This is a genomic window from Halorhabdus sp. CUG00001, assembly GCF_009797925.1.
Lineage (GTDB): Archaea > Halobacteriota > Halobacteria > Halobacteriales > Haloarculaceae > Halorhabdus.
In genome coordinates, this window is record NZ_VOLB01000001.1 from 2,175,249 (window position 1) to 2,199,096 (window position 23,848).

Here is a 23,848-nt window from a genome sequence, read left to right on the forward strand (position 1 = left end):
GCTCGCGACCGTCCGAGTCCAGTCGGTCCGTCAGCGTCCCAGCTCGGGCAAAGAATCTTCATGGGTCCCTGTGAACAGCGAGTATGTCGAGTGCAACTCCCAGTGACTGGCATCTCCGCCGGTTCAACGCGGTGATGGCTGTCGTTCACTTCCTCCAGGGTGCGTTGATGGTTTACCTGAGCTCCTCCCGGGAGTGGACGATCAATGCGACATACCTCGCATTCGATACCGAGGCTGAAGTACTGACACCCGTTTTGACCGCGATCGGGGCGATCGAACTCGCCTCCCTGGCTGCTGGCTTCTTGTTCGTCTCCGCGATCGCTCACGCACTGATTGCGACGGTGCTGTACGACCGGTACGTCACGTATCTCGATCAGGGCATGAACCCGTATCGCTGGTACGAGTACGCTGTCAGCGCCTCGCTGATGATCGTCCTGATCGCGATGCTCGCCGGCGTCTGGGATCTGGGTACCCTGATCGCGCTGTTCGGTCTCGTCGCCGTGATGAACCTCTGTGGACTCGTGATGGAACGGCACAATCGCTTGACCGAGGAGACCGACTGGAGTGCCTTCCTCGTCGGCTCGCTTGCCGGCCTCGTCCCCTGGATCGCGATCGCTGTCACGATCGCGGGCACCTACACCTTCGGCGAGGGGAGCCCCCCGGACTTCGTGATCGCGATCTACGTCTCACTTTTCGTCCTGTTCAACCTCTTTGCGATCAACATGCTCCTCCAGTACAAGGGCGTCTGGAAGTGGAAAGACTACCTCTATGGCGAAGTCGCGTACATCGTCTTGAGTCTGGTCGCGAAGTCACTGCTGGCCTGGCAGGTCTACTTCGGGGCACTGAACTCCCCGGTGTAGCTCTCCTTTAGGCCAACCTAAAGCCTCAAGTGTGCGTGGACGAACGGGCGAGTAATGAGTGACGACGGGACCGGCGAGGACGTCTACACGTTCGCAGACGTCAGTGTCGTGATGGGGACGTACAACGAGCGTGAGGCGATCACCACTGTTCTCACAGACATCGATCGAGTGACCGACGGGCAGGCCGAAGTCGTTTGTGTCGACAGTTCGAGCGATGGGACCGCCGAGGTCGCCCGCGAACATGGGGCGACAGTGATCGAGCAAGAGCCACAGGGCTACGGTGTGGCCGTCCACGAGGCGATCACGACGCCCGACAGACCGGTGATCGTCACGACTGACTGTGACGACACCTACCCGATGGAGCGATTGCCGGACTTTCTGGACGCCATCAACGATGGCTACGATGTCGTCAGCGGTGATCGGCTCTCGAAGGGTGCACAGACGATGCCGCGATTCAATCGCCTCGGAAACCACGCCTTCGCGTGGTTGGCCAGCGCATTGATCGGCCAGCGCGTCCACGACACGACCACGGGGATGCGAGCCTATCGCCGTGAGGTGATCGAAGCCATCGAGTGGACCGAGAACACCGGACTGTCGGCGGAACTGATAGTCCGGCCGCTGTGTCGGGGCTACCGCGTGACGGAAATCCCGATCGCGTATCGCGAGCGGCTAGGAGAGACGACGCTGAACCCATTTACCGGTGGGGCGGCCATCGCGAAGTCGATCTGTAAAGTATCGCTTCTCGAGCGATTTGGCCGCCAGTCGGCGAGCGATCGCCCAGGGATCGATCGGGCAACGGAGTGACCGCTGGCGACCGTGTCTCGCCAAGCAACTGGATCGGTTCCGTGACGTCCGCCTCATCGGCCGCTCTCTCGACAGTGCCGACGGCCGTAAATATCTTGTTGGACGATACCAGTAAGCACGTATGCAATCTGTCGCGGGGGCACTTCGGATTCTCGCCGTTGGTTCGGACAGCGAGTGGCGGCGCTCGATCCGGGACGCCCTCGGTAGCGACCACCCCGAGGGCGACCTCTCGGTATCCGAAACCGTCGCCGAGTCGACGCCGCTGCTGGAAGCCAACGCCATCGACTGTGTATTGGTCGGCTGGCAGGGGAAACAAGCGTTCGTCCGGACCGTCGAAACGCTCCAGCAGGCTGATGCCACGATCCCAGTGGTAGCGGTGGTGGCCGACGACCGAATCGATACGGCCAGCAACGCGATCGATGCAGGCGCAGACGAGTACGTCCCAGCAGGGGTGGTCGTTGACTATCCGGAGGTGGCGCTGTCCCGAATTCGCGGGGTGATCGAGCACGGGAGGCCGCCCCGAGTCGACGCGTCCGACCACTGGATCACAGAACGCTCTGCTTCTGACGATGCTTCGACCGTCCCAGCAGCCCCGGAAGACTGCCTTGCCAAAGCTGTCTTCGATGCCTTTCCTAACGGGGCGGTGACGCTCGTCAACGAGCAGTTGACCTATCTGCTCGCCGGTGGCGATCTCTTCGACAACCTCTCGTCCGAACCGGGCGACGTGATCGGCTCACACGTCAGCGACGTGGGGCAGGGAGATCGAGACGTCTTCGTCAGGGCCTACACGGAGACACTCGCAGGGTCCCAGACGGCCACGGAGACGACGATTGGCGAGATGACGCTGCAACTGCGTACGGCACCGGTACGCGCTTCCGATGGCTCGGTCATTGCTGCTGTCGGCATGACACAGGATATTACCGAGCGCAAACGGTACGAACGGAACCTCAAACGCCGCGAGCGTATCCTCCAGGATCTTCACGTTGCCACGCGAGCGTTATACCCACCGGAGTCGCCCAGCGAGGTGTGGGCGTTCCTCGTGGAATTCATCGAGGAGTCTTTCCAGTTCCCCTACGTCAGCGTGAAACGCTTCGACGAGCAGGCAGGGGTGTTGCGTCCAGGCCCGAAGTCAGTGGCCTTTGGCGACGAGACCGACGGCCCCGGCGTCGTCGAACCGGGTACTGGTCCGCTCTGGGAGGCCTATCGCGTCGGCGAACGCCGCGAAATTGACATCTCGACGGTAGCGGGCCTGGCCAACAAGCCCCTTTCAGGTGTCCTTGCTGTTCCGCTTGGCAACTACGGCCTGATCGTCGTCGGCCAGCGCGACGGTACGATCGATGCCGTCGACCGGGATTTGATCGAACTGGTGGCCACAAACGCCAAAGCAGTCCTCGATGTCCTGAAACAAGCAGAACAACGGGCGAGATTAGCAGGCCAGCTGGACGCCGAACAGCAGTCCCTCCACGAGATGCGGACCGTCGTCACGGCGATCCAGGCGATTCAAAAGCGGCTCTCCGAGGCGGAGAGTCGAGACACCATCGAGACGGCAGTCTGTGAGGAACTTACCGGCATCGAGACGATCGATTTCGCCTGGGTCGGCCACCCACAGCGCAGTGATTCCGACCTCGAACCGAGTGCGTGGGCCGGTCACGGGACAGAGTATCTCGATTTCGCCTTACAGGAGACGGCAGGGTCACTCCCGGCTCGGCAGGCTACCGCAAATCGGGAGGCCTACGTCGTCCCCCGGATCTCAGAACGTGTCCACGACGATGCCTGGGCCAAAGAGGCCCTCTCGGCTGGATTTCGATCGGCGATGAGTGCGCCGCTGCTCTCCGATGGGGTACTGTACGGCGTCTTGACGGTGTATCTCTCTGTCGACGGCGAGCTCGATTCGGTCTACAGGGACTTAGTCGAAGACGTTGCCTCGTTGCTGGTTACCTACAGCCGACTCCTAGAACAGCGCCACTCAGGGGCGAACCAGCGGTACACTGCACTCGAATTCCAACTGGCCGATACCTCGTATCCGCTCCAGCGCCTCGCCGAGCAGACGGGTGCCCACATTCGATACGACACCGTTGCCGAGGTCGACGACGAATCTATCCGGATTCTGGTGACTGTGACCGACGGTGACAGGCAGGCGGTTCTGCAGCGGGCAACGGAGAGTCCTGGCATGGGCGAGCCACAGTGGTTCGGGGACAGCGATACAGGCCAGTTGACACTCTCTGTCGACCGGCCGTTTCTGGCCGACATTATCGTCAAGCACGGCGGCACTCTTTGCCAGGCCGTCTCGGAGCCTGCGGGAACCCGACTCAGCGTAGCAATCCCACAATCGACCTCGACGCGTCCGCTGCTCGAAGCACTGACCAGTCACTACACGGATATCGACCTCCGCGCCCAGCACAGCGAGGTCCAGCGTCCCGACGACTCGAAGTCCCTTCTCACCGAGCGACAATACGAGATTTTGAACGCCGCGTATCACGGCGGATACTACGAGACGCCACGATCTGTGACTGGTGAAGACCTCGCCGATACCTTCGACATCTCCGGGCCAGCAGTGTCGAAACACCTCCAGGCTGCCCACCGGAACGTGATCGGCTCGTTCCTCGATGGTGGGAGCAATATCAGGAATGATAATTGAATATTAAGATAGTAACCACCGATCCGGAGCAGGCCTTTCACACCTAACGGATTCCTTGACAACTCTTCACATTGTACCTCTATAGAGAGGAAAGACCAATGTCATTCACAGATCGCCTCACGATCGATCGATTCGACCTCCGGGCAAAGCTCGTCTTCGCGTTCGTGCTCGTCGCGGTACTGGTCGTCGTGACCGGTGCAGTCGGCTACTTGGCGGTCGGAAGCGTCGACGCAGAACTCCACTCGATCGTCGAGGACGACGTTGCCGAGGCCGACGCGGCGATGGAGATGAAGTACGACCTCGAAATGGAACGACGTGCGTTACTCGCTGTCCTCGCTGGGGACGACGGTGCCGTCGAGGAGTATCGTCGTGCCTCCGCGGACTTCGAGGAGTGGTACTCACAGCTGGCACAGCGGGACGATCTGACCGACCAGCAGCAGACACGTCTCTCGGAGATCGAAGCGGATCACGAAGAAGCCAGCCAGACGGCTCAAGCAGCGATATCGGCGATGGAAGCCGGGAACGAGGAGTTGGCCCGCGAACGTATCAATGACGCAGACAGCATTTACGAGGAACTCGAATCGGATACGATCTCGTTCGAAGAGGACGCCAACGAGAAGATGGAAGCGTCAGTCGCCGCGGCTGACGCCACGACCGATCAGAGTCACGTGGCCATCATCGGGTTGACGATCGTCGCCTTCGTCGTCGCGATTGCAATCGGGCTGTTCGTCGCCCAGCGGATCACGACGCCCGTCAAGCAACTCGAAGCAGCCTCGATTGCCATGAGTGAGGGCGATCTGACGACCGAGGTCGACGAGCACGTCGAGAACGACGAACTCGGGCGGATGAGTGGGGCATTCACGGAGATGCAGACGAACCTCCGGGAGGTGTTCGACGAGATCAACACCTTTAGCAACAATCTTGCGGCTGGCGACGACGATCTTCGGGACCGCGATCGGCAGACGGATTTCCCCGGGTCCTACGGCGAGATCATGACCAACCTCGATCGAGGGGCAGACGAAATGGTCGGCGGATTCGAGGAGATTCGAGCGGCCAGTGATGATCTGCAGAACGGCCGCCTCGATCAGGAGATCGACACCGATCGGCCGGGCAACTACGGCGCGATTCTGACGAGTTTCGACGATGGCATGGAAACTCTCTCGACCAGCTTCGGGCAGATCGCTGCTGCCAGCGAGGGCCTGAAAGACGGGCAGTTGGACCAGCGCCTCGATACGGATGCCCCCGGTGCGTACGGGCAGACGCTCGCAGACTTACAAGCGGGCATCCAGCAGCTGGGTGATAGCATCGAATCCGTCCAGTCGATTGCCACTGACGTCGCCGAATCCAGCGAGGAAGTGACCGCCAGTGCCGAGGAGATCGAGACCGCAAGCGAGGAAGTCGCGAACTCGGTCGAAGAGATCTCACACGGGGCCGAAACCCAGACCGAGAACCTCCAGGAAGTCGCCAACGAGATGAACGACATGTCCGCCACTGTCGAGGAGATCGCCTCGTCCTCCGAAGAGGTAGCCGCAACGGCGACGACGGCCGTCGAGCGAGGCGAAACTGGTCGCGACCACGCCGCCGAGGCCTCCACGGAGATCGAAGCCATCGAATCGACTGCCGAGGAAGCCACCACGCAGGTCCAGACCCTCGACGACAAGATGGACGAGATCGGCGAGATCGTCGAAATGATCACCGACATCGCCGAGCAGACGAACATGCTCGCGCTGAACGCCTCGATCGAGGCTGCCAGGGCCGGCGAGGCGGGCGAGGGCTTTGGCGTGGTCGCAAACGAGATCAAGTCACTCGCAGAGGAGGCTGGACAGGCGACGACGGAGATCGAAACCCGGATCGGGGAAGTGCAAGCGACGACCGACACGACGGTCGAAGAAATGGAAGAGATGCGCGAGCGGGTCGCTAGTGGGTCAGAGACGATCGAAGACGCCATCGACATGTTCGACGACATCGCCCAGGCAATCGAGGAAGCCGAAAGCGGCATCCAGGAGATCAGCGAGGCGACCGACGATCAGGCCGCCTCCAGTGAGGAAGTCGTCTCGATGGTCGATGAGGTCTCGAGCGTTAGCGAACAAACGAGTGCCGAAGCCAGCAACGTCTCGGCGGCAACGGAAGAACAGGCCTCGTCGCTCTCTGAAGCGACGACAAACCTCCAGCAAATGTCCGTACTGGCCGACGATCTCCACGACGAAGTGTCCGATTTCGAGGTCACTGCAAACGGTAGCGGGCAACTCGACACGAGTGACTACCAACCGACCCCGGAGGCTGCTAGCCACTCCGCCACGGCAAGCGCCAGCAAACCGGCCCAAGCGAGTGCGAACCAGGCTGTGGTGACCAACGGCGGTCGGGTCGAGACGAGCGACGAAGACGAAACGGACCAGACAGCCTGGACCGATTCGGGTGGGGACGTTCTCGATTCGCTCGACGACGAGGAGGACGCCGAGGCGGCCACGACGGGAGGGGACGACTGATGGCCAGTGCTGTCGCTTCCGTCGAACCACCGGCGCAAGTACTCGTGTTCTCGCTGGCCGATGAAGAGTACTGTGTCGGGGTCGACTGGATCGACGAGATCGTCAAGGCCGAAGCCGTCAGACCCATCCCTGACACCCCACGCATGGTCGATGGCGTGATGGACCGCCGCGGAGAGACGACGACGATCGTCGATTTGACCGTTCCCTTTGGCGTCACTCGTTCGGCCGACGAGCAACAGGTAATCGTCTTCGAGACCGACAACGATCGAAGTGTCGGTTGGCTTGTCGATTATGCCGATCGAGTGAGGGACTTCGAGAACCCGGACCTCGAATCGGTCGAAGACAACCGCTACATCAACGGCATTGTCCAGGCCAACGACAAATTTATTTTCTGGGTCGACCCCACGCAGGTGAACGACCAACTCGCGTCGACTGGGTAGCCGACGGGACCTCCGGCTGTGAAACCGTGGGTGATCTCTCTCCCATCCGGTTTGGGGTAATCGGCTCCGACTGGGGAATCGATTATCCTTCGTGAACGCCTTCGTCGAGACATGCGCGAACTCGTCTTCGCCCTGGAATACGATCCAGGGTGCAACGCCGTCGCGGATACGCTTGCGGAGTTCCCCGACGCACACATCCGCTCGCTGTCGCTACACGCCACCGACGAGCGTCTCTGGCGGGTCGACCACGCAAGCGGCTCGCCCGACGCCCTCGATGCCATCGAAGATACCTTCAAATCGACGGACTACTACGCCGACTGCTTGGCGACTGACGACTGCGGGGCGAGCCAGACGATGGACGTCCTCGACCGGTCGGCCGAGACGCTCGTGCTCTATTCGTATTGGGAGCGGACGCCCGTCTGCGTGTCCGTCCCGCATCTAGCATTGGATCACCTCGGCGACGGATTGCTCTTTGACACCCGCCACGAGGGCCGCCACTACACCTGGCGGCTCATCCACTCGGGGACCGGCGACGTGGCGGCTTTTTTCGACGCACTGGAGGCCGCTGTCGGTGACTGTGCCGAGATGGAGATGCTCCGGACGGGCGCGACGGCCGAGCCCGGGAGGGGAGTGGACGACGAATCAACGGGCCTCTCGGGCGAACAGGAGGCCGCGCTTCGGGCCGCTGTCGAACACGGCTACTACGAGACGCCGCGAGAACTCGACGTCAGCGAACTCGCCGACCACCTAGACGTCCCACGGTCGACGCTGACGTATCGATTGCGACGCGCCGAAGACTCTCTGGCGAAGGCATACGTTGCCGACGAGACGCGTCCCGATGCTTCACACACCGGGCGACCGTGAGCCCCAGATGTCCGCAGTCCCCATTGACCGGCCGGGTTGACTGTGCCGCCGAAAGAACGGCGAAGGCGGTGTCCCGAGTACCCGCTCTTAGCTGTCACTGCCCGGCCGAGGACGGGCCGAACGCGCCCCTCTCATCGAACTCGCAGCACTGCGGCAACCAGTGCCTGGGGGCGTACTTCGAGTGGCCCCAGCGACAGGGCTCGCCCTAGCCGACCGGGCGTTGCCTCCGCTCCGGCGAGGGCGACCACCGCACTTCCGACCCGTATCTCGGCGGTCAGAGCGGCCGCCGAAAGCACTCGCGAGAGCCGTGGAAGGCGCTCCCGTTGACCCCGCAGCAGACGAACGCCAGCCTCGACTGAGGGCACCTGTACGCGGATGCGATCTTCGACCGTGCTGATCGCGAGGTCGACATCGTCGATGCACACTGAGAGATTAGCTGTGACGCTGAGGGCTGGCCTGCTGCGAGCGAGACTCTCGATGGGTCCGACCACGTCGTCGCTCGCTGCCACGTTCAGTCCCTCTCGTCGGTCGTGATCCGAACTGTTCCATCGACGTGCCAGTGAGCGTGATCGGCGTCTTCCCCGACCTTGCTCGGAACGGCCACGTCCATGTCCTCGAACTCGTAGACGATCTCTGCCCCTCGGCCGGTCAACCTATCGTACAACCCGACTGCCAGTTCCGGCCAATTGGTTGTCTCGCCGATGTGGGCGTCGGATTCTTCGCCAGATTCACTCATGGTTTTTCGTTATGGTCCTGTCAACTTATACCTATGCCATATTTCAACAGCAACGACGACTCACGCGCCGGGACGCTCCCGACGGAGACACCGAGACAGGACCACCGACCACTTGCCCGTTCGCGTCGGTCTGTCGCTACTTGCTCCGCTCACTCGCGTTGTTTTCCCGCGCCGTCGCTCTGTGCGACCGGGTAGCCCCGACTCGCCCGGGCGGATTACGCGGATTCGAATATTTCGACGAGCTGGTCGACGTCTGGAATGTCGCCCTCGGTCTGGACGTCACCGTCGACGGCGACGGCGGGCGTGTGCATCACGCCGCGGTCGATGATCTCCATCTGTGCTTGGACTTTCTCGACGGTCGCATCGAACTCGTCGTCGAGTGCTTCGAGTGCTTGCTTGACGTGCTGTTCTGTTTTTTGGCACCTGGCACAGCCAGGGCCGATGACTTCGATTTTCATGGATTGTGTGGTGTTTTGTCGTGGTCGTTCGAGATCGATACGTCAGACGAGCACCAGGCCCCAGAGCAGGCCCGCGATGGTGGCTGCGACGGCGACGAGGCTGACGTACAGCGCGGTTCGCTTTGCGCCCATGGTCTTCCAGATGACGAGCATGTTCGGCAGCGACAGCGACGGCCCGGCAAGTAACAACGCCAGCGCCGGCCCCTCAGCCATCAGGCCGTTGGTGTAGCCGAACAACGAGCCGATGATCGGCACTTCCAGTAGCGTCGGCATGTAGAGGATCGCGCCGATAACCGATCCGAGGCCGGTCGAGAGCACGGTCGTCTCGCCGAAGATGTTCTGCGTGAGCAGGCCAGGTGCGACTTTGTGCGCGACGAACGTCTCCCCGCCCCGCGTGATCATCTCTAGAGGCCCCATATTCTGGGCGATGGCTGCGATCGCGCCGATGAGGCCAATGACGAACGTCCCGGCGATCAACAGCGGGAAGATCGTCCGCGTGAAGAACCACGTCTCCTGGAGCCACTCGTCGATCACGTCGCGATCGAACTTGGCCCACAGCAGATACCCAAGCAGGGCAAACAGCGGCACGAGTAGCGGCGCTTTGACCGCCCAGGTCAGCAGGCCAGTGGCGGCGATCAGCAGGATTGCAACCTGCGTGCCGAAGAAGCCGCCCGTCACCCACAGGGGGCGCTGGCGTTCGGTGACGACCTCTCCGCCGTCAGTCATGGCGGGTTGTGCCTCGGTGCTCTCGGCCTCACTACTCCCGAAGACGAACGCCATCGTCAGGCCGATCGCCCCAGCCATCGTGACCGCGAAAAACGCTCGTGCGCCCCCCAACGGGAGGCTGAGCGCACTCGCGGTGAACACCACGGCCAGGACGTTGATCGCCGGCCCGGAGAACAGGAAGGCCGTCGCGGGGCCGATCCCCGCGCCCTTCTTGTACAGGCCCGCGAACATCGGCAAGATCGTACAGCTACACACCGCCAGCGCGATGCCCGACACCGAGGCGATCGAGTAGGCCTGGAGTTTCGGGGCCTGGGCACTCAGGTACTTTTTGACGAAGTGATCCGACAATACGGCCGAGATCCCGCCGGCGATGAAAAAGGCGGGTACCAGGCAGGTGATGACGTGCAACGTCAAATACGATAGCGTCTCGTCGATCCCTGCCCGGAGTATCTGGACGAGGAGTTCGACTGGTGTCACTGGCTCACCACCATTTCAAATTAGATTTGAACAGCGTCGCACAAATACGCACCGGTTTCAAATAGTATTGAAATACGGTCGGTCAGCCAGCCGACGGCGACTGCTCTGTTCGGTGCGGTCGACGCCGACGTCGGCCATCGTCTCGATCACTGTATCGTGGACCGCCTCCGCGGGATCGGTGTCGCCGGTGAGAACCGCCAGTCGGCCGTCGAGTCCGCGTTCGGCGACGGCTGTGGACATCTGGGAGCGGCCGGCGTCCTGAGCACACCTGCACACGAGACGAGTCTTTGAGCCGATGGGTCAGGCAGGGCCTAGTCGTCTTCGGTGAGTGGGTCCGTGCCGCTCTCTGGGACACTCGGTGGTTTCGTACTGTCGAGTTGCCCGGTGGTGTGGCCACGCCAGTCGACATTGCGCTGGAGCCACAGCGCGACAGACACCAGCGAGAGCAACACGGGCACCTCGATCAGCGGGCCGATAACGGTCGTGAAAGCCACCTCAGAGCCGACACCGAAGACCGCGACTGCGACGGCGATCGCGAGTTCGAAGTTGTTCGAGGCCGCTGTAAATCCGATCGCCGTGGTCGTCGAGTAGTCCGCGCCGATCCGGTGGCCCATCGCGAAACTGACGACGAACATCACGACGAAGTAGATCGTCAACGGAACGGCGATCAACAATACGTCGGTCGGCTGAGCGACGATCCGCTCGCCTTGCATCGCGAACATCACGATCACAGTAAACAGCAGTGCGATCAACGTCAGTGGATCGACCGTCGGGACGAACTTCTGATCGTACCACTCGACGCCCTTGCTTCGAGTGCCGACGTACCGCGAGACAATCCCAGCGGCGAAGGGGACCCCGAGGAAGATCGCGATCGCTTTGAACACCTCGCCGGCAGTGACCTCGAACGCGGCGATCCCGGCGGTCAGTGTCTCCAACCCGAGTACCTCGGGCAGGAACAGCGCGAAGACGGTGACGTAGATCCCGTAGGTCAGGATCTGAAAGACGCTGTTGAACGCGACCAACCCGGCGGCGTACTCACTGGATCCGTCGGCAAGGTCGTTCCAGACCAGCACCATCGCAATGCAGCGGGCCATTCCAATGAACACCAACCCGAGGAAGAATTCGGGGCGCGCGGGCAGGCCCGGGACGACCCCACCGAAGAAGACGAGCGCCAGTCCGAACATCAACGTCGGACCGATCACCCAGTTTTGGATCAGACTCAGGCTCAATACGCGCCACTGGGCGAACACCCGTGGCAACTGGCCGTAGTTGACCTTCGCCAGTGGCGGGTACATCATCAGGATCAGGCCGATCTCGACGAGATGGAAGTCGTCGATCGGTTGGGTGACACTCGGTGCGATGTATCCGAGGCCGACGCCGATCGCCATCGCGCCGAAGATCCAGACGGTCAGATACTTATCGAGGAAATCCATCGACCGCGGATCCCCACAGTCCGGACAGTCACACTCCGGCCCGTGCTCGTGATCGACGGCACTCATTGATCTTGCTCCGTGCTGGCTCCCACGCTCCCTTCGAGGACCGTCACGATCGCGACCGCGCGGTTGGTGGCCCGGTATTTCTTCCAGCGACCGTCTTTCCGGCCTTCGACCAGTCCGGCCTCGACGAGCTCTGTGAGAGCGTGACTCAGCCCGCTCTCGCTGACGTCGACCAGCGGCTGGAGCTCACACACGCACAATTCATCCGCCGCAGCGACCAGCACCCGAACGAGCGTGTATCGGGTGTCACTCGCCAGCGCCGACAGTATGTCGAGTTCGGCTGCCAGCTGGTCGCCGACCGCTCGCTCTACGGTTCCCAACTCTTCGAGGCGCGCCTGGACGTCTTCGTCTCGGCACTCCCCCAGCTCGTCTTCCATATATCGCCGGAGTCGATCTGTCGCGTGACTCATCGCCAAATGGTTGAATAAGGCTTCAATTAAAGTTGTCGGATAACTCCGAGTTTTCCGCTCAGATGACCGGTCTTTAGTTTCCCGTCGTGTTGCTATACCCGAGTACGGAAGTCTCGTGTGTGGCTCCTCTCTGCGTCGAACGTGGCAAAATGCCGTTTTGCGGCCACAGCCATTTACTTGAAAATCTATTCAACAAAAAGTGCTCCCACCGCGGTCACCTGCTGCTCGCCTCGGCCTCAGCAACGCGCTGTTTGGCTACCTACTGCCCAACCGATCCTCGGGCAAGCGGCCACAACTCGTGGTCTCGCGTGTCTTGTCTGTCTTCTTTGTCTCATTCTCGTCCATCCCTCCCCGTTTCGACGAGCCAGCGGCACATTGGAATATTCCAACGAAGGCTTATCGAGCTGTCTCCCTTACGAGGCGGTAATGAGCGATGACGAGACTGCGGGGCGATCGATCGATCGCGAGGCCACCGGGCCGGCGGCTGATCGCGAGCCAGCCGATACGGTCACGACCCGGCTTGCCGTCCCGGAGATGGACTGTCCGTCGTGTGCGAGCAAAGTCGACGGGAGCCTCGAACGCGTCGCGGGGGTCACCGACGTGTCCCTCTCGCCTACGAAGGGCACCGCGGCAGTGACGTTCGATCCCACACAGACGACCGAAGCCGACGTGATCGCGGCGATCGAGGGCGCAGGGTACGAGGTCCTCGACGACGATAGCGGGGCCGACGGAGCCGCCACCGGCGGCCCTGACGTTGCCCCACCGACGGCAGTCTGGACGAGTCCGCGGGCGATCAAGACCTGGGTCGGGGCCGTCTTCCTGACGCTCGGACTGGCCATCGAGTTCGTCTTCACGGGCGCCAACGTCGACATCGCTGCCGTCCTGGCGTCTCCGATTACCGTCGCTGACGGCCTCTTTCTCGTTGCCATCGTCGTCAGCGGTGCGCCCGTCGTCCGCGGTGGGATCTATTCGGCGCGCAACCGGAGTCTGGACATCGACCTGCTGATGGGTGTGGCCATCATCGCGGCGACGGGGATCGGCTACGTCGTCGAGGCGGCGACGCTTGCGGTCCTGTTTTCCATCGCCGAACTGCTCGAAGACTATGCGATGGACCGGGCACGAGACTCTCTGCGTGAGTTGCTGGAACTTTCGCCCGACGAGGCGACGGTTCGCAGGGACGGTGAAGAACTGACTGTCCCGGCCGAGGCTGTCGAGGTCGGTGAAACCGTCCTCGTCCGTCCCGGCGAGAAGATCCCGCTGGACGGCGAAGTCATCGAAGGCGAGAGCGCGGTCGACGAGTCGCCGATCACCGGCGAGAGCATGCCCGTCGAAAAGAGCGAGGGCGATGCGGTGTTCGCAGGTTCGATCACCGCAGAGGGGTATCTCGAAGTCGAAGTCACCTCGACGGCGGGAGACTCGACGCTCGCCCGGATCATCGAACTGGTCCAGAGTGCCGAGGAAAACCGCACCGACAAAGAGCAGTTCGTCGACCGCTTTGCGGGCTACTATACGCCCGCCGTCGTCGTGGTGGCGATCCTGACTGCGGCCATCCCCCCGCTGCTGATCGCCGACAGCGCGACGTTTGCGGTCGCGGGGTACGAACTCGTCTTGCCCGGGGGTTGGCGACCCTGGTTCGTCCGCGGGTTGACGCTGCTGGTGATCGCGTGCCCGTGTGCCTTTGTCATCTCGACGCCCGTCTCGGTCGTCTCGGGGATCACGAGCGCCGCCAAGAACGGCGTTCTCATCAAGGGCGGCAACCACCTCGAAGCGATGGGTGCGGTCGATGCCGTCGCCCTGGACAAGACCGGGACCCTCACCCGCGGTGAACTCACCGTGACCGACGTCATCCCGTTGGGCGAACGCGACGAGCGCGATGTCCTTCGGCGGGCGGCCGCCCTGGAACGCCGGAGTGAACACCCGATCGCCGCCGCGATCCGCGACCGTGCGGGCCGTACAGGACTCGACGATGTGCCCGACCCTGCCGCCTTCGAGAGTTTGACCGGTAAGGGCGTCCGTGCCGAGATCGAGGGCGAAAGCGCTTACGCGGGGACGCCGGCCCTGTTCACGCAACTGGGCCACGACCTCGCGGCGGTCGGCGGTGGCGACAGTGACGACTCGCCACACCCCGACGGCGGGACCCTCCACGCGCGACCGGCGGCAGCGTCCATCAAAGAGCACGTCGAGACGCTCGAAACCGAGGGGAAGACGATCGTCCTCGTCGGCACCGAACGCGAGGTATGGGGGATCCTCGCGATCGCCGACGAGGTGCGACCCGGTGCCAGTCGGGCGGTCGAGCGCCTCCACGAACTCGGTGTCGAGACGGTCGTCATGTTGACCGGGGACAACGAGGGCACTGCCCGGGCGATCGCCGAGGCAGTCGGCGTCGACGAGTATCGTGCGGAACTGCTCCCCGAGCAGAAGGTCGCTGCCGTCGAGGAGTTACAGGAGACGTACGGCGGCGTAGCGATGGTCGGGGACGGTATCAACGACGCGCCGGCGCTGGCGACCGCGGACGTCAGCGTGGCGATGGGGGCCGCCGGCACGGACACTGCCTTAGAGACGGCCGATATCGCCTTGTTGGGTGACGATATCGGGAAGTTACCCTACCTCTATTCGCTGTCGCACGCGGCAAACGGCGTAATCAGACAGAACATCTGGACCAGTCTCGGCGTGAAGGCCCTGCTCGCGGTCGGCGTGCCGCTGGGCTACGTCAGCGTCGCGATCGCGGTCGTCGTCGGCGACATGGGGATGAGTCTGGGCGTCACCGGCAACGCGATGCGTCTGGCTCGACTCTCTCCCGATCACGGCACCGGTGTCGAACGCAACCAGGCGACGGCGGTACCCGGCACCGACGAGACGCCGGATCCGACCGCCGAGTGACGCTCATCCGAATCGTTCGTTGAACGCTCGAATCCCCTCGTCGGTGCCCGCGATGACGAGTTCGTCGCCGTCCTCGATCCGTACGTCCGGCCCCACGTCCGTCAGAATCTCATTCTCGCGTCCGACGCCGACCACGGTACAGCCCGTCTTCGAGCGGACGCGGGCCTCGCCCAGCCGGGTCCCGACGAGTCCGGGGGCGGCCGTCCGGACGACCTGGATCTGGGCTTCCACCGAGAGGACGGCCTCGTCGTCGAGGATCGCCGAAGCGATCATCCGGCCGCTGACGGTCGCAAGCGCCAACACGTAGTCGGCACCGGCGCGGTACATCTGCTTGACGTTGCGTGGTTCTTCGACGCGAGCGATAACCTCCGTCGTCGGGCTCAGATCTCGAACGACGAGTGTGGCAAACTGGGTCGTCGTGTCGTCGGGCAGGGCGAGGATGACCGACCGGGCGTCGTCGATGCCTGCCGCCCGGAGGGTCTCTGGATCGACCGCGTCACCGACCACGTCGACGCCATCCATCGCTTCCTGGTCGACGACCGTGAACGGCAAGCCCGCGGCATCGAGTGCGCCGACGATCGTCTGGCCGACTTCGCCGTACCCAACCACGATCGTTTCCCCGTCTCCGAACCGGCGAACGTCTGCGAGTGTGTGCTCCCGTAGCCGCTCGATGTCGCGTTCGTGACCCGCAACGAGCAGTACTGTGCCGTTGGTCAGTGTCGCCCCGGGATCCGGTGGAGCTTGGAACTCCCCGTCGAACCACGCGCCGATCACGTTGCCTCCGGCGTCTTCACGGATCCCGCTGTCGGCAAGCGTAGAGCCGACCAGCGGGCTGCCACGCTGGAGGGGCAACTCGACGAGCTCGAAATCCTCGCCGATCTCGACGGCATCCCCCAGATCGGCGTCGAGACTGGTCGTCACCTTCGCGGCCAGGCTCTGTCCGAGCAACGGCCGCGGCGAGAGTACCTCGTCGGCCCCGGCAAGGCGGTGATACGGTCGGCTCCCGGGCTCTTCGAGGACGCTGATGACCGGCACGTCGGCGTCGACTTCACCTGCCGCGAGGACGATGCTCGCATCTACCGCATCGGAGACGTCCGCGACGAGCGCTCGCGCCCCCGCCAGATTCGCTGCTTCGAGGCCGGCTGCCGTCTCCGGGTCCGCGTTGACGACCCGATACCCCGCATCCGAGAGTGCGGTAGCCTGCTGACGGTCCGGTTCCAGAATGAGATAGGGGACGTCCCACGAGCTCAGTTCGTCGATCAGCGCCTCAGCGCGGGACGTGTACGTACAAATGATGACGTGATCGGTGACCCCATCCGGGGCACGTTCGGGAACGGTCGTCTCCAGTAGTTCTTCGAGCAGCGGGATCGCAAGCACCGGCAGGGCCGTGACAATGAGAACGACGCCTGCAAGGTCCATGAAAATGACATAGACGGTCATCACCGCGCTGTTCCACGGGGAGTCGGCCCCGTACCCGGTCGTGGTGAACGTCTCGACGACGAACTGTACGGACTCCAGAAACGTCCGGGGTCGCCCGTCGTACACGGCCATCCCCTGCTGATAGAGCACGGCAAAGACGAGGATAACCACCGCCAGGATGGCTGCGTACCCGACGGTCCGGCGCTGCCAGGTCTTCATGCTGTGGGAAATCCGTTGCAGGCCCAAGAAACCACCGTGCGATATCTGGGCAGTGACCCGGATGGCCGCCGAGCTTGTCGAGACACCCCTCACGACGCCGCTTCACTCAGTCATCTGCTCGTCGGCGTGCCACGCACTCGGCGTCGGCAGTCGGATGGTGACGACGCTGCCGCGGGGCTCGTTCTCCTCGAAGGTCACCGTCCCGTCCGAATACTGGACGATCAGGTGTACCAACCACAGACCGATGCCACGGCCGTGATACAGCGGCTCGATGTCCCGATCCCCGGTCAGGACGTCTCGCTCCATCTCGGGCATCCCTGGCCCGTCGTCCTCGACGCTGATCTCGACGACGCCGTCGGTCGTCGCCAGGGAGACCTGCACCGATGGGGTCGCCCGATCGGAGTGGGTGACCGCGTTTTCGAGCAGTTCTTCGATCGCCCGATCGATGTACGTGACGGCAACGACCGGCTGTGAGGCGGGTCGCTCGACCGTCAGGTCGGCGTGTGGATATTCTTCTCGAACGTCCGTGACGGCACTCTCGACGATCGTGACGCCATCGTGCTCGACTGTCGGTCGTGATTCGGACAAGAACGTGGTAATCTCGCGCTCCTTTCTGGTGGTGGCCTGGAGTCGCTCACCCGTCCGGATGATGCGTTGGGCACTCCACTGCGGGTCCTCGACCTCTTTGTCGGCGATCGACTCCGCGTTACCCAGGATGACCGTCAGCGCATTGTTGAGGTTGTGCCGGAGCACGCGATCGATCGTCCGGATCTGGGTCATCCGTGCCTGCCGATCGGAGACGTCCCTGACGAGACCGATATAGCCCGTTATCTCTCCGTCTACTGTCCGGCGATAGAAGATGTTCGTCTCGCCTGGAAACACCTGGCCAGACTGTTTCTCGTAGCGGACCGTCTCGACGAACGTGGGATCGGCAGCCTGCCTGTCGAGCGTCTCGCCGATCGCCTCGAATTCCGCCTCACTCTCGTAGAGCAACGCGGTCGACTCCCCTTCGATCTCCTCGAGTGTGTACCCGAACAGCTCGGTAAACGCCGGGTTACAGTCGACAATGTGGCGGTCGGTATCGGCGACCAAGATGGCGTCCCGGATGCTGTCGAACAGTGACTCGTAGCGTTGCTCGCTTTGCTTGAGTTCCGCGACGATCGCTTTGCGTTCGGTGACGTCGCGGGCGATCGCGATCCGGTAGGCGCGGCCATCGATATCGACCGTCGCGGCCGATATCTCGACGGGGAACGTAGTCCCGTCGGCCCGCACGTGTGTGGTCTCGTAGTACTCTATGTCCTGCCCTCCGGCCGAGTCGATGAATGCCGCGAACGCTTGCGGGTCTTCGAATTCCGGGTTGATCTCGGCGACCGAGCGGCCCAGTAGCGCCGAGCGATCGTACCCGAGTGTCTCACAGGCTCGATCGTTGACGTCTGTAATCCGTCCCGTCTCCGGGTCGATGACGTAGACGCTATCGGTTGCTTCATCGACCAGGCGTCGAAACAGCGTCGCCTCCCGTTCACGTTCTTGCATCCGACTGGCTTGTACTGCCGTGACGAGCCCGAAGGCCACGAAGACAGCCAGGATGAGCACTCGAATGTACAACTCGTGGGCAGGAACATCGGTCACGAGCACTGCGAGAAACGACATCTCGCTGTAGAACAGGAGTGCATCGAGCACCGCATCGAGCACCCACACGCCGATGCCGAGCCCGGCGGCCAGGGCCAGCATCCGCCGTGGCGTTCCCATGTTCACTATTGACACCCGGCCCGTCATTAATTCCTCGGGCACGGGCAATCGACGGCCAGCTCGGTTACCGTGCCTCAGCAACGATCGCGCCCAACTCGCGGGTCGGGACTGCCGGCTCGGCCCCGTCCGTGATCTCGGTGATGACAGCGACGCCCTCGGCACCTGCCTCGATCACTTCGGCGGCGTTTTCGCTGGTGACACCGCCGATCCCGACGACTGGGATGTCCACGGCCGCGACGATATCGGCCAGTCGGTCGGTCCCGATGGCGTACTCCTCGTCGTCGATGTCGTCTTTCGAACCAGTGGCGTAGATCGCCCCGACGCCGAGGTAGTCAGCGCCGGCGGCTTGGGCGTCTTTGGCGTCTTCGACGAACGAGACCGAGCGGCCAATGGTCGCCTCCTCGCCGAGTAACTCACGGGCCACGGGGACCGGCAGATCCGCGTCGCCGAGGTGGACGCCGTCGGCATCGAGAGCCAGCGCCAGGTCGACGCGATCGTTGACGAGCAACGGCACGCCGGCTTCGCGTGTCAGTGCCCGCACTTCACGCCCGATTTCGTATCGCTTGCGGGCACTGACGTCTTTCTCCCGGAGTTGCACCACGTCGACGCCGCCCTCGATCGCCGCCGCCACGACCGCGGGCGTCGACTGCTCGCCCGAGAGCGATTCCTGCGTGACGAGATAGACGTCCCAGTCAGTCATGGCCGAAGGTGTGACCGGATCGATGGTGTGTATTGCGGTTCACTCCCCAGACCGAGCCTGCCGGTGGGCACGCTCGATCACATCGACCAACGCCGCCACGTCGGGCGCGTACACGAGATGCGTGTCACAGCCACAGTCCGAGGCCCCGATCCCGTCGATCGGCGTCGTCTCGGCTGTGAGCGTGCTGGCGACGGTACATTCGACGTCTTGTCCGGCCGTCGTCACGACAGCTTCAACGTGACTCTCTGGGTGGCAAAGCAGGTAATCGACGTGCCAGTGGCGCGTCTCGCGCTCGCCGGCGGCGAGTTCGCGATGGCGGTCGATCCGACTGAATCCGCCCGCGCCGAAGGCGCTGCCCGTGTACGCGTAGCCGCCGGCCTGGAGGTCGCGCTCGCCGGCTGCCCCGAACGTCACCGTCGTCTCCGTCTCGAGTACGATGCCGAGCGTATAGGTCCCTTCACCGTCAGTCATCGCCGGGACTCAGCGGCCAGCGGGCAAAGCCCCAGCGGTTGCGGGCCGTCACGTTTCCGGCTGGCTCCCACGCCGGCCCATACCACCGGCTGCATCCCCAATCTCACGAAGAGAGCGGTCGCCCTCATCTCTCACGTTTGTCCACATCTGTTTTCAGAAGTCGGGAACACCCCCTTTTCTTTTTGGTTGGCCTAGCTTATGCCGACTTAGGTGAGACTAAATGGCTGAGGTACTCGGCGACGTGGACTCGGGTGAGTTCGTCCGGCTGGCCGATGTCCCGGATGGAGACACTCGGGCGCGGCTGTTGCGGTTGGGGTTTTTAGACGGGACCGTGGAGTGTCGCCACCACATCCGCAAGGGGCCGGTCATCGTCCGGCGAAACGGGACGGAACTTGCGCTCGGTGCGGATCTCGCCGACTCGATCGAAATCGAGCGGCCACGCCCGGAGGCCAGTGATTGATCATGGAGGGGTGTCACGACGCCGGCTGTGACCCGACCGAGATCGATGCCGAGGACACGCTCGCGCTGGTGGGCTGTCCGAACGTCGGCAAGAGCGTCGTCTTTGGCGAACTCGCCGAGCAGTACGTCGACGTCTCGAACTACCCGGGGACGACCGTCGACACGACGCTGGCTGAATTCGGCGACTACACGCTGACCGACACGCCGGGTGTCTACGGCATCTCCTCGTTTTCCGAGGAAGAGCGCGTCACCCGCGACATCGTTTTAGAGACCGATGCCGTCATCAACGTCGTCGACGCGACGCACCTCGACCGTGATCTGTTCTTGACGCTGCAGTTGCTCGATATGGGCATCCCCACCGTCGTTGCGCTGAACATGATGGACGAGGCCGAGGCCGACGGGATCGATATCGACGTCGAGGCCCTCGAAGCGGCCCTGGGCGTCCCCGTCGTCACGACGGTCGCCATCGACGGCGAGGGGTTCGACGAACTCCGCAAGCGGGTCCCGGAAGCGACCGCGCCCGAACAGACGGCCATCGACGAGTTCTACGACGAACTCCCCGAACAACTAGAGGCCGATCGGCCGGAGAAGACCTTGCTGGTCGAGGGTGACGAGGAACTCCCCACGGCGTTTGACGTCGGCGGCGTCATGGCCGACGGTGGCTCGCCAGCACTGGTCGAGTCGGGCCTGCGTGAAGAGATCTACAGCCAGCGCCGCTCGCGCGTCCAGTCGATCGCTGACTCGGTCCAGACGGTAACCCGCACCGACGACTCGATCGCCGAGCGGGTCAGCGATCTCATGATCAACCCCCTGACCGGGACGCCGATCGCGCTTGCCCTCCTCGGGTTGATCTATTACTTTATCGGTGATCTCGTCGCTCAGCGCCTGGTCGATACCCTCGAAGGGGAACTGCTTGGTCCCCACTACATCCCGGCCGTCGAATCGTTCGTCGCCGGGCTGTTGCCCGACGTGGCCTGGCTCGAACCTCTCGAATTCCTGTTGATCAACGACAATCTCGGCCTGCTGACGGTCACTGTCCAATACGTTATCGGCACCCTCTTGCCACTCGTCGTCGCCTTCTACCTGGCGATCAGTGTTCTCGAAGACTCCGGCGTTCTCCCCCGACTCGCCGTGTTGACCGACCGTGGCCTCAACCGGATCGGTCTGAACGGACGGGCCGTCGTCCCGATGATCGTCGGTGTCGGCTGTGTCACCATGGCCGTGATCACCACCCGGATGGTCGGCTCGAAACGCGAGCGGACGATCTCGACGGCGCTTCTCGGGCTGGCCGTCCCGTGTTCGGCCCAACTGGGCGTCATCATGGGGCTGATGGCCGGGCTCGGGTTGATCTACTGGTTTGGCTACCTCGGTATCTTGTTGGTCGTGCTGGGGGTCGTCGGCGTCTTCCTCGACCGAACCCTGCCGGGCCAAAGCGAGTCCCTGGTGACCGAACTGCCGCGAATGCGCGCGCCACGACCGGGAAACATCCTCCGGAAAACGTACAACCGCGCGAAGATGTTCCTCCGTGAGGCCATCCCCTTGTTCGCTGGGACGGCGGTGGTCGTCTCGGTACTGGATTACGTCGGCGGGCTGGCGGCGATCAAGGATGGACTTCGGCCGCTGACCGCGCTTGTCGGGATGCCCGCGGACTTCGGGCAGATCCTCGTCCTCGGGTTGATCCGCCGGGACTTCGCTGCCGCGGGCATGACCGATATGGCTCTTTCGAGCGCGCAGGTCTTTATCGGCCTCGTCGTGATTACGCTGTTCGTACCCTGTATCCTCTCGATGGTGATGATCCTCAAAGAACGAGACGCAAAGAGCGCCGCGTTGATGTGGCTCGGCTCCTGGGTCACGGCGTTCACCGTCGGGGGCGTGCTCGCGGCCGCCTTCGGGGTGTTCGGGTGATGCAGTGTCCGACCTGCGAGTACGAGTTCGATCCTGCGGGCGACCTCCAGTGTCCTCGCTGTGGCTCGATGCTCTCGTGTTCGGCGACCGCCTGCGCAGAGTGTGACGGCTGTTCGGGACTGCTCGAACAGCTCCGCCGGAACGGCAAAGATCGCCTGCGATCGGACGGTGGCACACAAACTGATTCGGTCCCCTCCGACAACGACTGACCCGACCGACCGTTTTTGATCGCTCGGCTCCACACTCGCGTATGGATAGGGCCACGAGTCCGACCACGACGCTGATCGGCGTACTCGTCGTCGTCTTCCTGCTGCAAGTCGTCGTGGGACTGTTTGGCGGCTCTCCCGATGCGTTCGCACTCGCCTGGCCGCTGACCGAGCGCCCCTGGACCCTCCTGACGAGCGTCCTCGCCCACGGCGGTCCACTCCACCTCGCGACGAACGCCATCGGGCTGTTCGTCCTCGGACTCGTCCTCGAACGCCGGACGGAGCCCTGGCGGTTTTACGTGTTCTTCTTCGTCGTCGGAGCGATCGCCGGCGGTACAGAGGTCGCTGTTGGCCACGTTCTCGGCAACGAGATCCCGGTGTTGGGGGCCAGCGGTGCGATCTTCGGGCTGTTCGGGTACGTGCTTGCTGGCAACCGGCTCACTGATGCCATCGCCAGCCGGGTGGCCGTCAGCCCCCGCGTGGCGATCGTCGTCGTCCTCGGCGTCGCCCTCGCGATCACGTGGCTGACGCGGGGCCGTCGGGTGGCACTGATCGCCCACTTCACGGGCCTCGTGTTGGGACTGCTCGCCGGCCGGGCACACGTCCTCCGGCGTCCTGGGTCGACGACCGCGCGTGACGGTGACTGTCGTCGCGTCTAATCAGAGCCCACAACCGTCGGGCACCGTTCGCTCGTGAAGTCTGGTGACGACCCGATCGGCGACGGTCTGGAGATGATCGACATCCTCGCGGTTGTAGCCGACGAGTGTCTCCAAGGCGGCCTCGTCACCACGCTGGTAGTCGTTCCACAGCCGAACGGCGTCCTTTCCCGAGAGGTCCGGCCGGTCGCGCTGGATACCGACGTCTTTCTCGATCTGTTTCAGTCCGCCCGTCAGGTCGAGTCGCCGACAGGGATACATGAGATCGAGATGTGGTCGATCGAGCACACCGTCGAGGTCGAACGACTGCTCTAAGAATGGCACGTCGAAGCGCTTGCCGTTGAACGAAACCAGCAGGTCGGCGTCCGTGAAGGTTTCCCGGAGGCGCTGGGCCGTGAGGTCCCGATCGCGGACGAAGGTTTGCGTCTCGCCGCCCTGGCGGACGCTGACGGTCGTTACCGCGTCGTGGCGTTGATCCAGCCCCGTCGTCTCGATGTCGAAAAAGGCCGCCGACTCTTCGAAGGTCTCGTAGAGTCGCCACTGGGCCTGGCTGGGGAACTGCCGGCCGAAGTAGTGGCTGTCACGCTCGGCCAGGCGCTTGCGGGCGTCCTCGATGAACGCCTCGATGCGGTCGGCGGTGGTTGTGCCGACGGCGTCCGGTTCGAACTCGTCCCAATGGGTGATCCCCTGTTCCCACAGCGATCGCTCGGTCTGCTCGCCGACGCCCTCGACCGGGATGAAACTTGCTTCGACGCGCACGATGACTGGTCTCGGTCGTGGATCGCCCTA

23 protein-coding genes are annotated in these 23,848 nt (G+C 63.3%); 11 read left to right on the forward strand and 12 right to left on the reverse strand.

The window, feature by feature from the left end; all coding sequences use genetic code 11:
- The first annotated feature begins 83 nt into the window (after nt 1-83).
- The 6 genes from heR (at nt 84) to FR699_RS10840 (ending at nt 8,092) form a co-directional block, all read left to right on the forward strand.
- Complete coding sequence (heR, locus tag FR699_RS10815) at nt 84-860, forward strand: heliorhodopsin HeR (protein WP_158855420.1); 777 nt, start codon at nt 84-86, stop codon at nt 858-860.
- 54 nt (nt 861-914) lie between these two features.
- Nucleotides 915-1,664 carry a dolichyl-phosphate hexose transferase gene (locus FR699_RS10820; protein ID WP_158855421.1) on the forward strand — a complete coding sequence of 250 codons (750 nt, stop codon included), beginning with the start codon at nt 915-917 and terminating at the stop codon, nt 1,662-1,664.
- A 121-nt stretch (nt 1,665-1,785) separates the two neighbouring features.
- Nucleotides 1,786-4,302: a bacterio-opsin activator domain-containing protein gene (locus FR699_RS10825; RefSeq protein ID WP_158855422.1), complete on the forward strand. Its 2,517-nt coding sequence runs from the start codon at nt 1,786-1,788 to the stop codon at nt 4,300-4,302.
- Nucleotides 4,303-4,400: 98 nt separating this feature from the next.
- A complete protein-coding gene (locus tag FR699_RS10830) occupies nt 4,401-6,788 on the forward strand; it encodes a methyl-accepting chemotaxis protein (protein WP_158855423.1) in 2,388 nt (795 codons plus the stop codon).
- On the forward strand, nt 6,788-7,228 hold the full coding sequence (locus FR699_RS10835) for a chemotaxis protein CheW (RefSeq protein WP_158855424.1): 441 nt from the start codon (nt 6,788-6,790) through the stop codon (nt 7,226-7,228). The genes FR699_RS10830 and FR699_RS10835 overlap by 1 nt, the downstream gene beginning before the upstream one ends.
- A gap of 111 nt (nt 7,229-7,339) precedes the next feature.
- Nucleotides 7,340-8,092, forward strand: a complete 753-nt coding sequence (locus FR699_RS10840) for a helix-turn-helix domain-containing protein (protein ID WP_154552758.1) — start codon at nt 7,340-7,342, stop codon at nt 8,090-8,092.
- Nucleotides 8,093-8,223: 131 nt separating this feature from the next.
- On the opposite strand, the gene FR699_RS10845 is transcribed toward FR699_RS10840, so the two are convergent.
- The 7 genes from FR699_RS10845 to FR699_RS10875 all read right to left on the reverse strand — a co-directional run bounded on the left by FR699_RS10845 (nt 8,224) and on the right by FR699_RS10875 (nt 12,395).
- Nucleotides 8,224-8,601, reverse strand: coding sequence for a hypothetical protein (locus FR699_RS10845; RefSeq protein WP_158855425.1), 378 nt, complete (start codon nt 8,599-8,601; stop codon nt 8,224-8,226).
- 2 nt (nt 8,602-8,603) lie between these two features.
- Nucleotides 8,604-8,828, reverse strand: a complete 225-nt coding sequence (locus FR699_RS10850; protein WP_154552756.1) for a hypothetical protein — start codon at nt 8,826-8,828, stop codon at nt 8,604-8,606.
- A gap of 215 nt (nt 8,829-9,043) precedes the next feature.
- Entirely contained in the window at nt 9,044-9,286 is a 243-nt protein-coding gene (locus FR699_RS10855; RefSeq protein WP_154552755.1) for a thioredoxin family protein, read from the reverse strand.
- 42 nt (nt 9,287-9,328) lie between these two features.
- Nucleotides 9,329-10,489, reverse strand: a complete 1,161-nt coding sequence (locus FR699_RS10860; RefSeq protein ID WP_158855426.1) for a permease — start codon at nt 10,487-10,489, stop codon at nt 9,329-9,331.
- A gap of 57 nt (nt 10,490-10,546) precedes the next feature.
- Entirely contained in the window at nt 10,547-10,729 is a 183-nt protein-coding gene (locus tag FR699_RS10865; RefSeq protein ID WP_158855427.1) for a hypothetical protein, read from the reverse strand.
- A gap of 71 nt (nt 10,730-10,800) precedes the next feature.
- Entirely contained in the window at nt 10,801-11,988 is a 1,188-nt protein-coding gene (arsB, locus tag FR699_RS10870) for an ACR3 family arsenite efflux transporter (protein WP_158855428.1), read from the reverse strand.
- A complete protein-coding gene (locus tag FR699_RS10875) occupies nt 11,985-12,395 on the reverse strand; it encodes a metalloregulator ArsR/SmtB family transcription factor (RefSeq protein ID WP_158855429.1) in 411 nt (136 codons plus the stop codon). The genes arsB and FR699_RS10875 overlap by 4 nt, the downstream gene beginning before the upstream one ends.
- A gap of 426 nt (nt 12,396-12,821) precedes the next feature.
- On the opposite strand from FR699_RS10875, the gene FR699_RS10880 reads away from it, so the two are divergent.
- The gene (locus FR699_RS10880; protein ID WP_158855430.1) at nt 12,822-15,275 is read left to right on the forward strand and encodes a cation-translocating P-type ATPase; all 2,454 of its coding nucleotides are present in this window, start codon (nt 12,822-12,824) and stop codon (nt 15,273-15,275) included.
- A 3-nt stretch (nt 15,276-15,278) separates the two neighbouring features.
- Here the strand turns inward: FR699_RS10880 and FR699_RS10885 are convergent, their stop codons facing one another.
- The 4 genes from FR699_RS10885 to FR699_RS10900 form a co-directional block, all read right to left on the reverse strand.
- The gene (locus tag FR699_RS10885; protein WP_154552750.1) at nt 15,279-16,913 is read right to left on the reverse strand and encodes a TrkA family potassium uptake protein; all 1,635 of its coding nucleotides are present in this window, start codon (nt 16,911-16,913) and stop codon (nt 15,279-15,281) included.
- A gap of 102 nt (nt 16,914-17,015) precedes the next feature.
- Complete coding sequence (locus FR699_RS10890) at nt 17,016-18,662, reverse strand: PAS domain-containing sensor histidine kinase (RefSeq protein WP_158855431.1); 1,647 nt, start codon at nt 18,660-18,662, stop codon at nt 17,016-17,018.
- 64 nt (nt 18,663-18,726) lie between these two features.
- Nucleotides 18,727-19,362: a thiamine phosphate synthase gene (gene thiE, locus FR699_RS10895; RefSeq protein WP_154552748.1), complete on the reverse strand. Its 636-nt coding sequence runs from the start codon at nt 19,360-19,362 to the stop codon at nt 18,727-18,729.
- Between the two features lie 39 nt (nt 19,363-19,401).
- Entirely contained in the window at nt 19,402-19,833 is a 432-nt protein-coding gene (locus tag FR699_RS10900) for a DUF123 domain-containing protein (RefSeq protein WP_158855432.1), read from the reverse strand.
- Nucleotides 19,834-20,053: 220 nt separating this feature from the next.
- Here FR699_RS10900 and FR699_RS10905 point away from each other — a divergent pair, with 220 nt between their 5' ends.
- The 4 genes from FR699_RS10905 to FR699_RS10920 are packed head-to-tail and all read left to right on the forward strand — an operon-like array spanning nt 20,054 to nt 23,062.
- Nucleotides 20,054-20,293, forward strand: a complete 240-nt coding sequence (locus FR699_RS10905; protein WP_154552746.1) for a FeoA family protein — start codon at nt 20,054-20,056, stop codon at nt 20,291-20,293.
- A gap of 2 nt (nt 20,294-20,295) precedes the next feature.
- Complete coding sequence (gene feoB, locus FR699_RS10910; RefSeq protein WP_158855433.1) at nt 20,296-22,197, forward strand: ferrous iron transport protein B; 1,902 nt, start codon at nt 20,296-20,298, stop codon at nt 22,195-22,197.
- The gene (locus FR699_RS10915; RefSeq protein ID WP_158855434.1) at nt 22,197-22,406 is read left to right on the forward strand and encodes a hypothetical protein; all 210 of its coding nucleotides are present in this window, start codon (nt 22,197-22,199) and stop codon (nt 22,404-22,406) included. The genes feoB and FR699_RS10915 overlap by 1 nt, the downstream gene beginning before the upstream one ends.
- Nucleotides 22,407-22,447: 41 nt before the next feature.
- Nucleotides 22,448-23,062: a rhomboid family intramembrane serine protease gene (locus tag FR699_RS10920; RefSeq protein WP_158855435.1), complete on the forward strand. Its 615-nt coding sequence runs from the start codon at nt 22,448-22,450 to the stop codon at nt 23,060-23,062.
- Here the strand turns inward: FR699_RS10920 and FR699_RS10925 are convergent, their stop codons facing one another.
- Nucleotides 23,063-23,818, reverse strand: a complete 756-nt coding sequence (locus FR699_RS10925) for a ribonuclease H-like domain-containing protein (RefSeq protein ID WP_158855436.1) — start codon at nt 23,816-23,818, stop codon at nt 23,063-23,065.
- Nucleotides 23,819-23,848: the final 30 nt, after the last annotated feature.

Excerpts from the sequence above, each read along its gene's own strand:
- FR699_RS10820 (WP_158855421.1), top strand. The coding sequence starts at position 915 with ATGAGTGACGACGGGACCGGCGAGGACGTCTACACGTTCGCAGACGTC.
- FR699_RS10875 (WP_158855429.1), bottom strand. The coding sequence starts at position 12,395 with ATGAGTCACGCGACAGATCGACTCCGGCGATATATGGAAGACGAGCTG.
- thiE (WP_154552748.1), bottom strand. The coding sequence starts at position 19,362 with ATGACTGACTGGGACGTCTATCTCGTCACGCAGGAATCGCTCTCGGGC.
- heR (WP_158855420.1), top strand. The coding sequence starts at position 84 with ATGTCGAGTGCAACTCCCAGTGACTGGCATCTCCGCCGGTTCAACGCG.
- arsB (WP_158855428.1), bottom strand. The coding sequence starts at position 11,988 with ATGAGTGCCGTCGATCACGAGCACGGGCCGGAGTGTGACTGTCCGGAC.
- FR699_RS10865 (WP_158855427.1), bottom strand. The coding sequence starts at position 10,729 with ATGTCCACAGCCGTCGCCGAACGCGGACTCGACGGCCGACTGGCGGTT.
- FR699_RS10855 (WP_154552755.1), bottom strand. The coding sequence starts at position 9,286 with ATGAAAATCGAAGTCATCGGCCCTGGCTGTGCCAGGTGCCAAAAAACA.
- FR699_RS10835 (WP_158855424.1), top strand. The coding sequence starts at position 6,788 with ATGGCCAGTGCTGTCGCTTCCGTCGAACCACCGGCGCAAGTACTCGTG.
- FR699_RS10890 (WP_158855431.1), bottom strand. The coding sequence starts at position 18,662 with ATGGGAACGCCACGGCGGATGCTGGCCCTGGCCGCCGGGCTCGGCATC.
- FR699_RS10840 (WP_154552758.1), top strand. The coding sequence starts at position 7,340 with ATGCGCGAACTCGTCTTCGCCCTGGAATACGATCCAGGGTGCAACGCC.
- FR699_RS10850 (WP_154552756.1), bottom strand. The coding sequence starts at position 8,828 with ATGAGTGAATCTGGCGAAGAATCCGACGCCCACATCGGCGAGACAACC.
- FR699_RS10830 (WP_158855423.1), top strand. The coding sequence starts at position 4,401 with ATGTCATTCACAGATCGCCTCACGATCGATCGATTCGACCTCCGGGCA.
- FR699_RS10920 (WP_158855435.1), top strand. The coding sequence starts at position 22,448 with ATGGATAGGGCCACGAGTCCGACCACGACGCTGATCGGCGTACTCGTC.
- FR699_RS10825 (WP_158855422.1), top strand. The coding sequence starts at position 1,786 with ATGCAATCTGTCGCGGGGGCACTTCGGATTCTCGCCGTTGGTTCGGAC.
- feoB (WP_158855433.1), top strand. The coding sequence starts at position 20,296 with ATGGAGGGGTGTCACGACGCCGGCTGTGACCCGACCGAGATCGATGCC.
- FR699_RS10885 (WP_154552750.1), bottom strand. The coding sequence starts at position 16,913 with ATGAAGACCTGGCAGCGCCGGACCGTCGGGTACGCAGCCATCCTGGCG.
- FR699_RS10915 (WP_158855434.1), top strand. The coding sequence starts at position 22,197 with ATGCAGTGTCCGACCTGCGAGTACGAGTTCGATCCTGCGGGCGACCTC.
- FR699_RS10905 (WP_154552746.1), top strand. The coding sequence starts at position 20,054 with ATGGCTGAGGTACTCGGCGACGTGGACTCGGGTGAGTTCGTCCGGCTG.
- FR699_RS10880 (WP_158855430.1), top strand. The coding sequence starts at position 12,822 with ATGAGCGATGACGAGACTGCGGGGCGATCGATCGATCGCGAGGCCACC.
- FR699_RS10900 (WP_158855432.1), bottom strand. The coding sequence starts at position 19,833 with ATGACTGACGGTGAAGGGACCTATACGCTCGGCATCGTACTCGAGACG.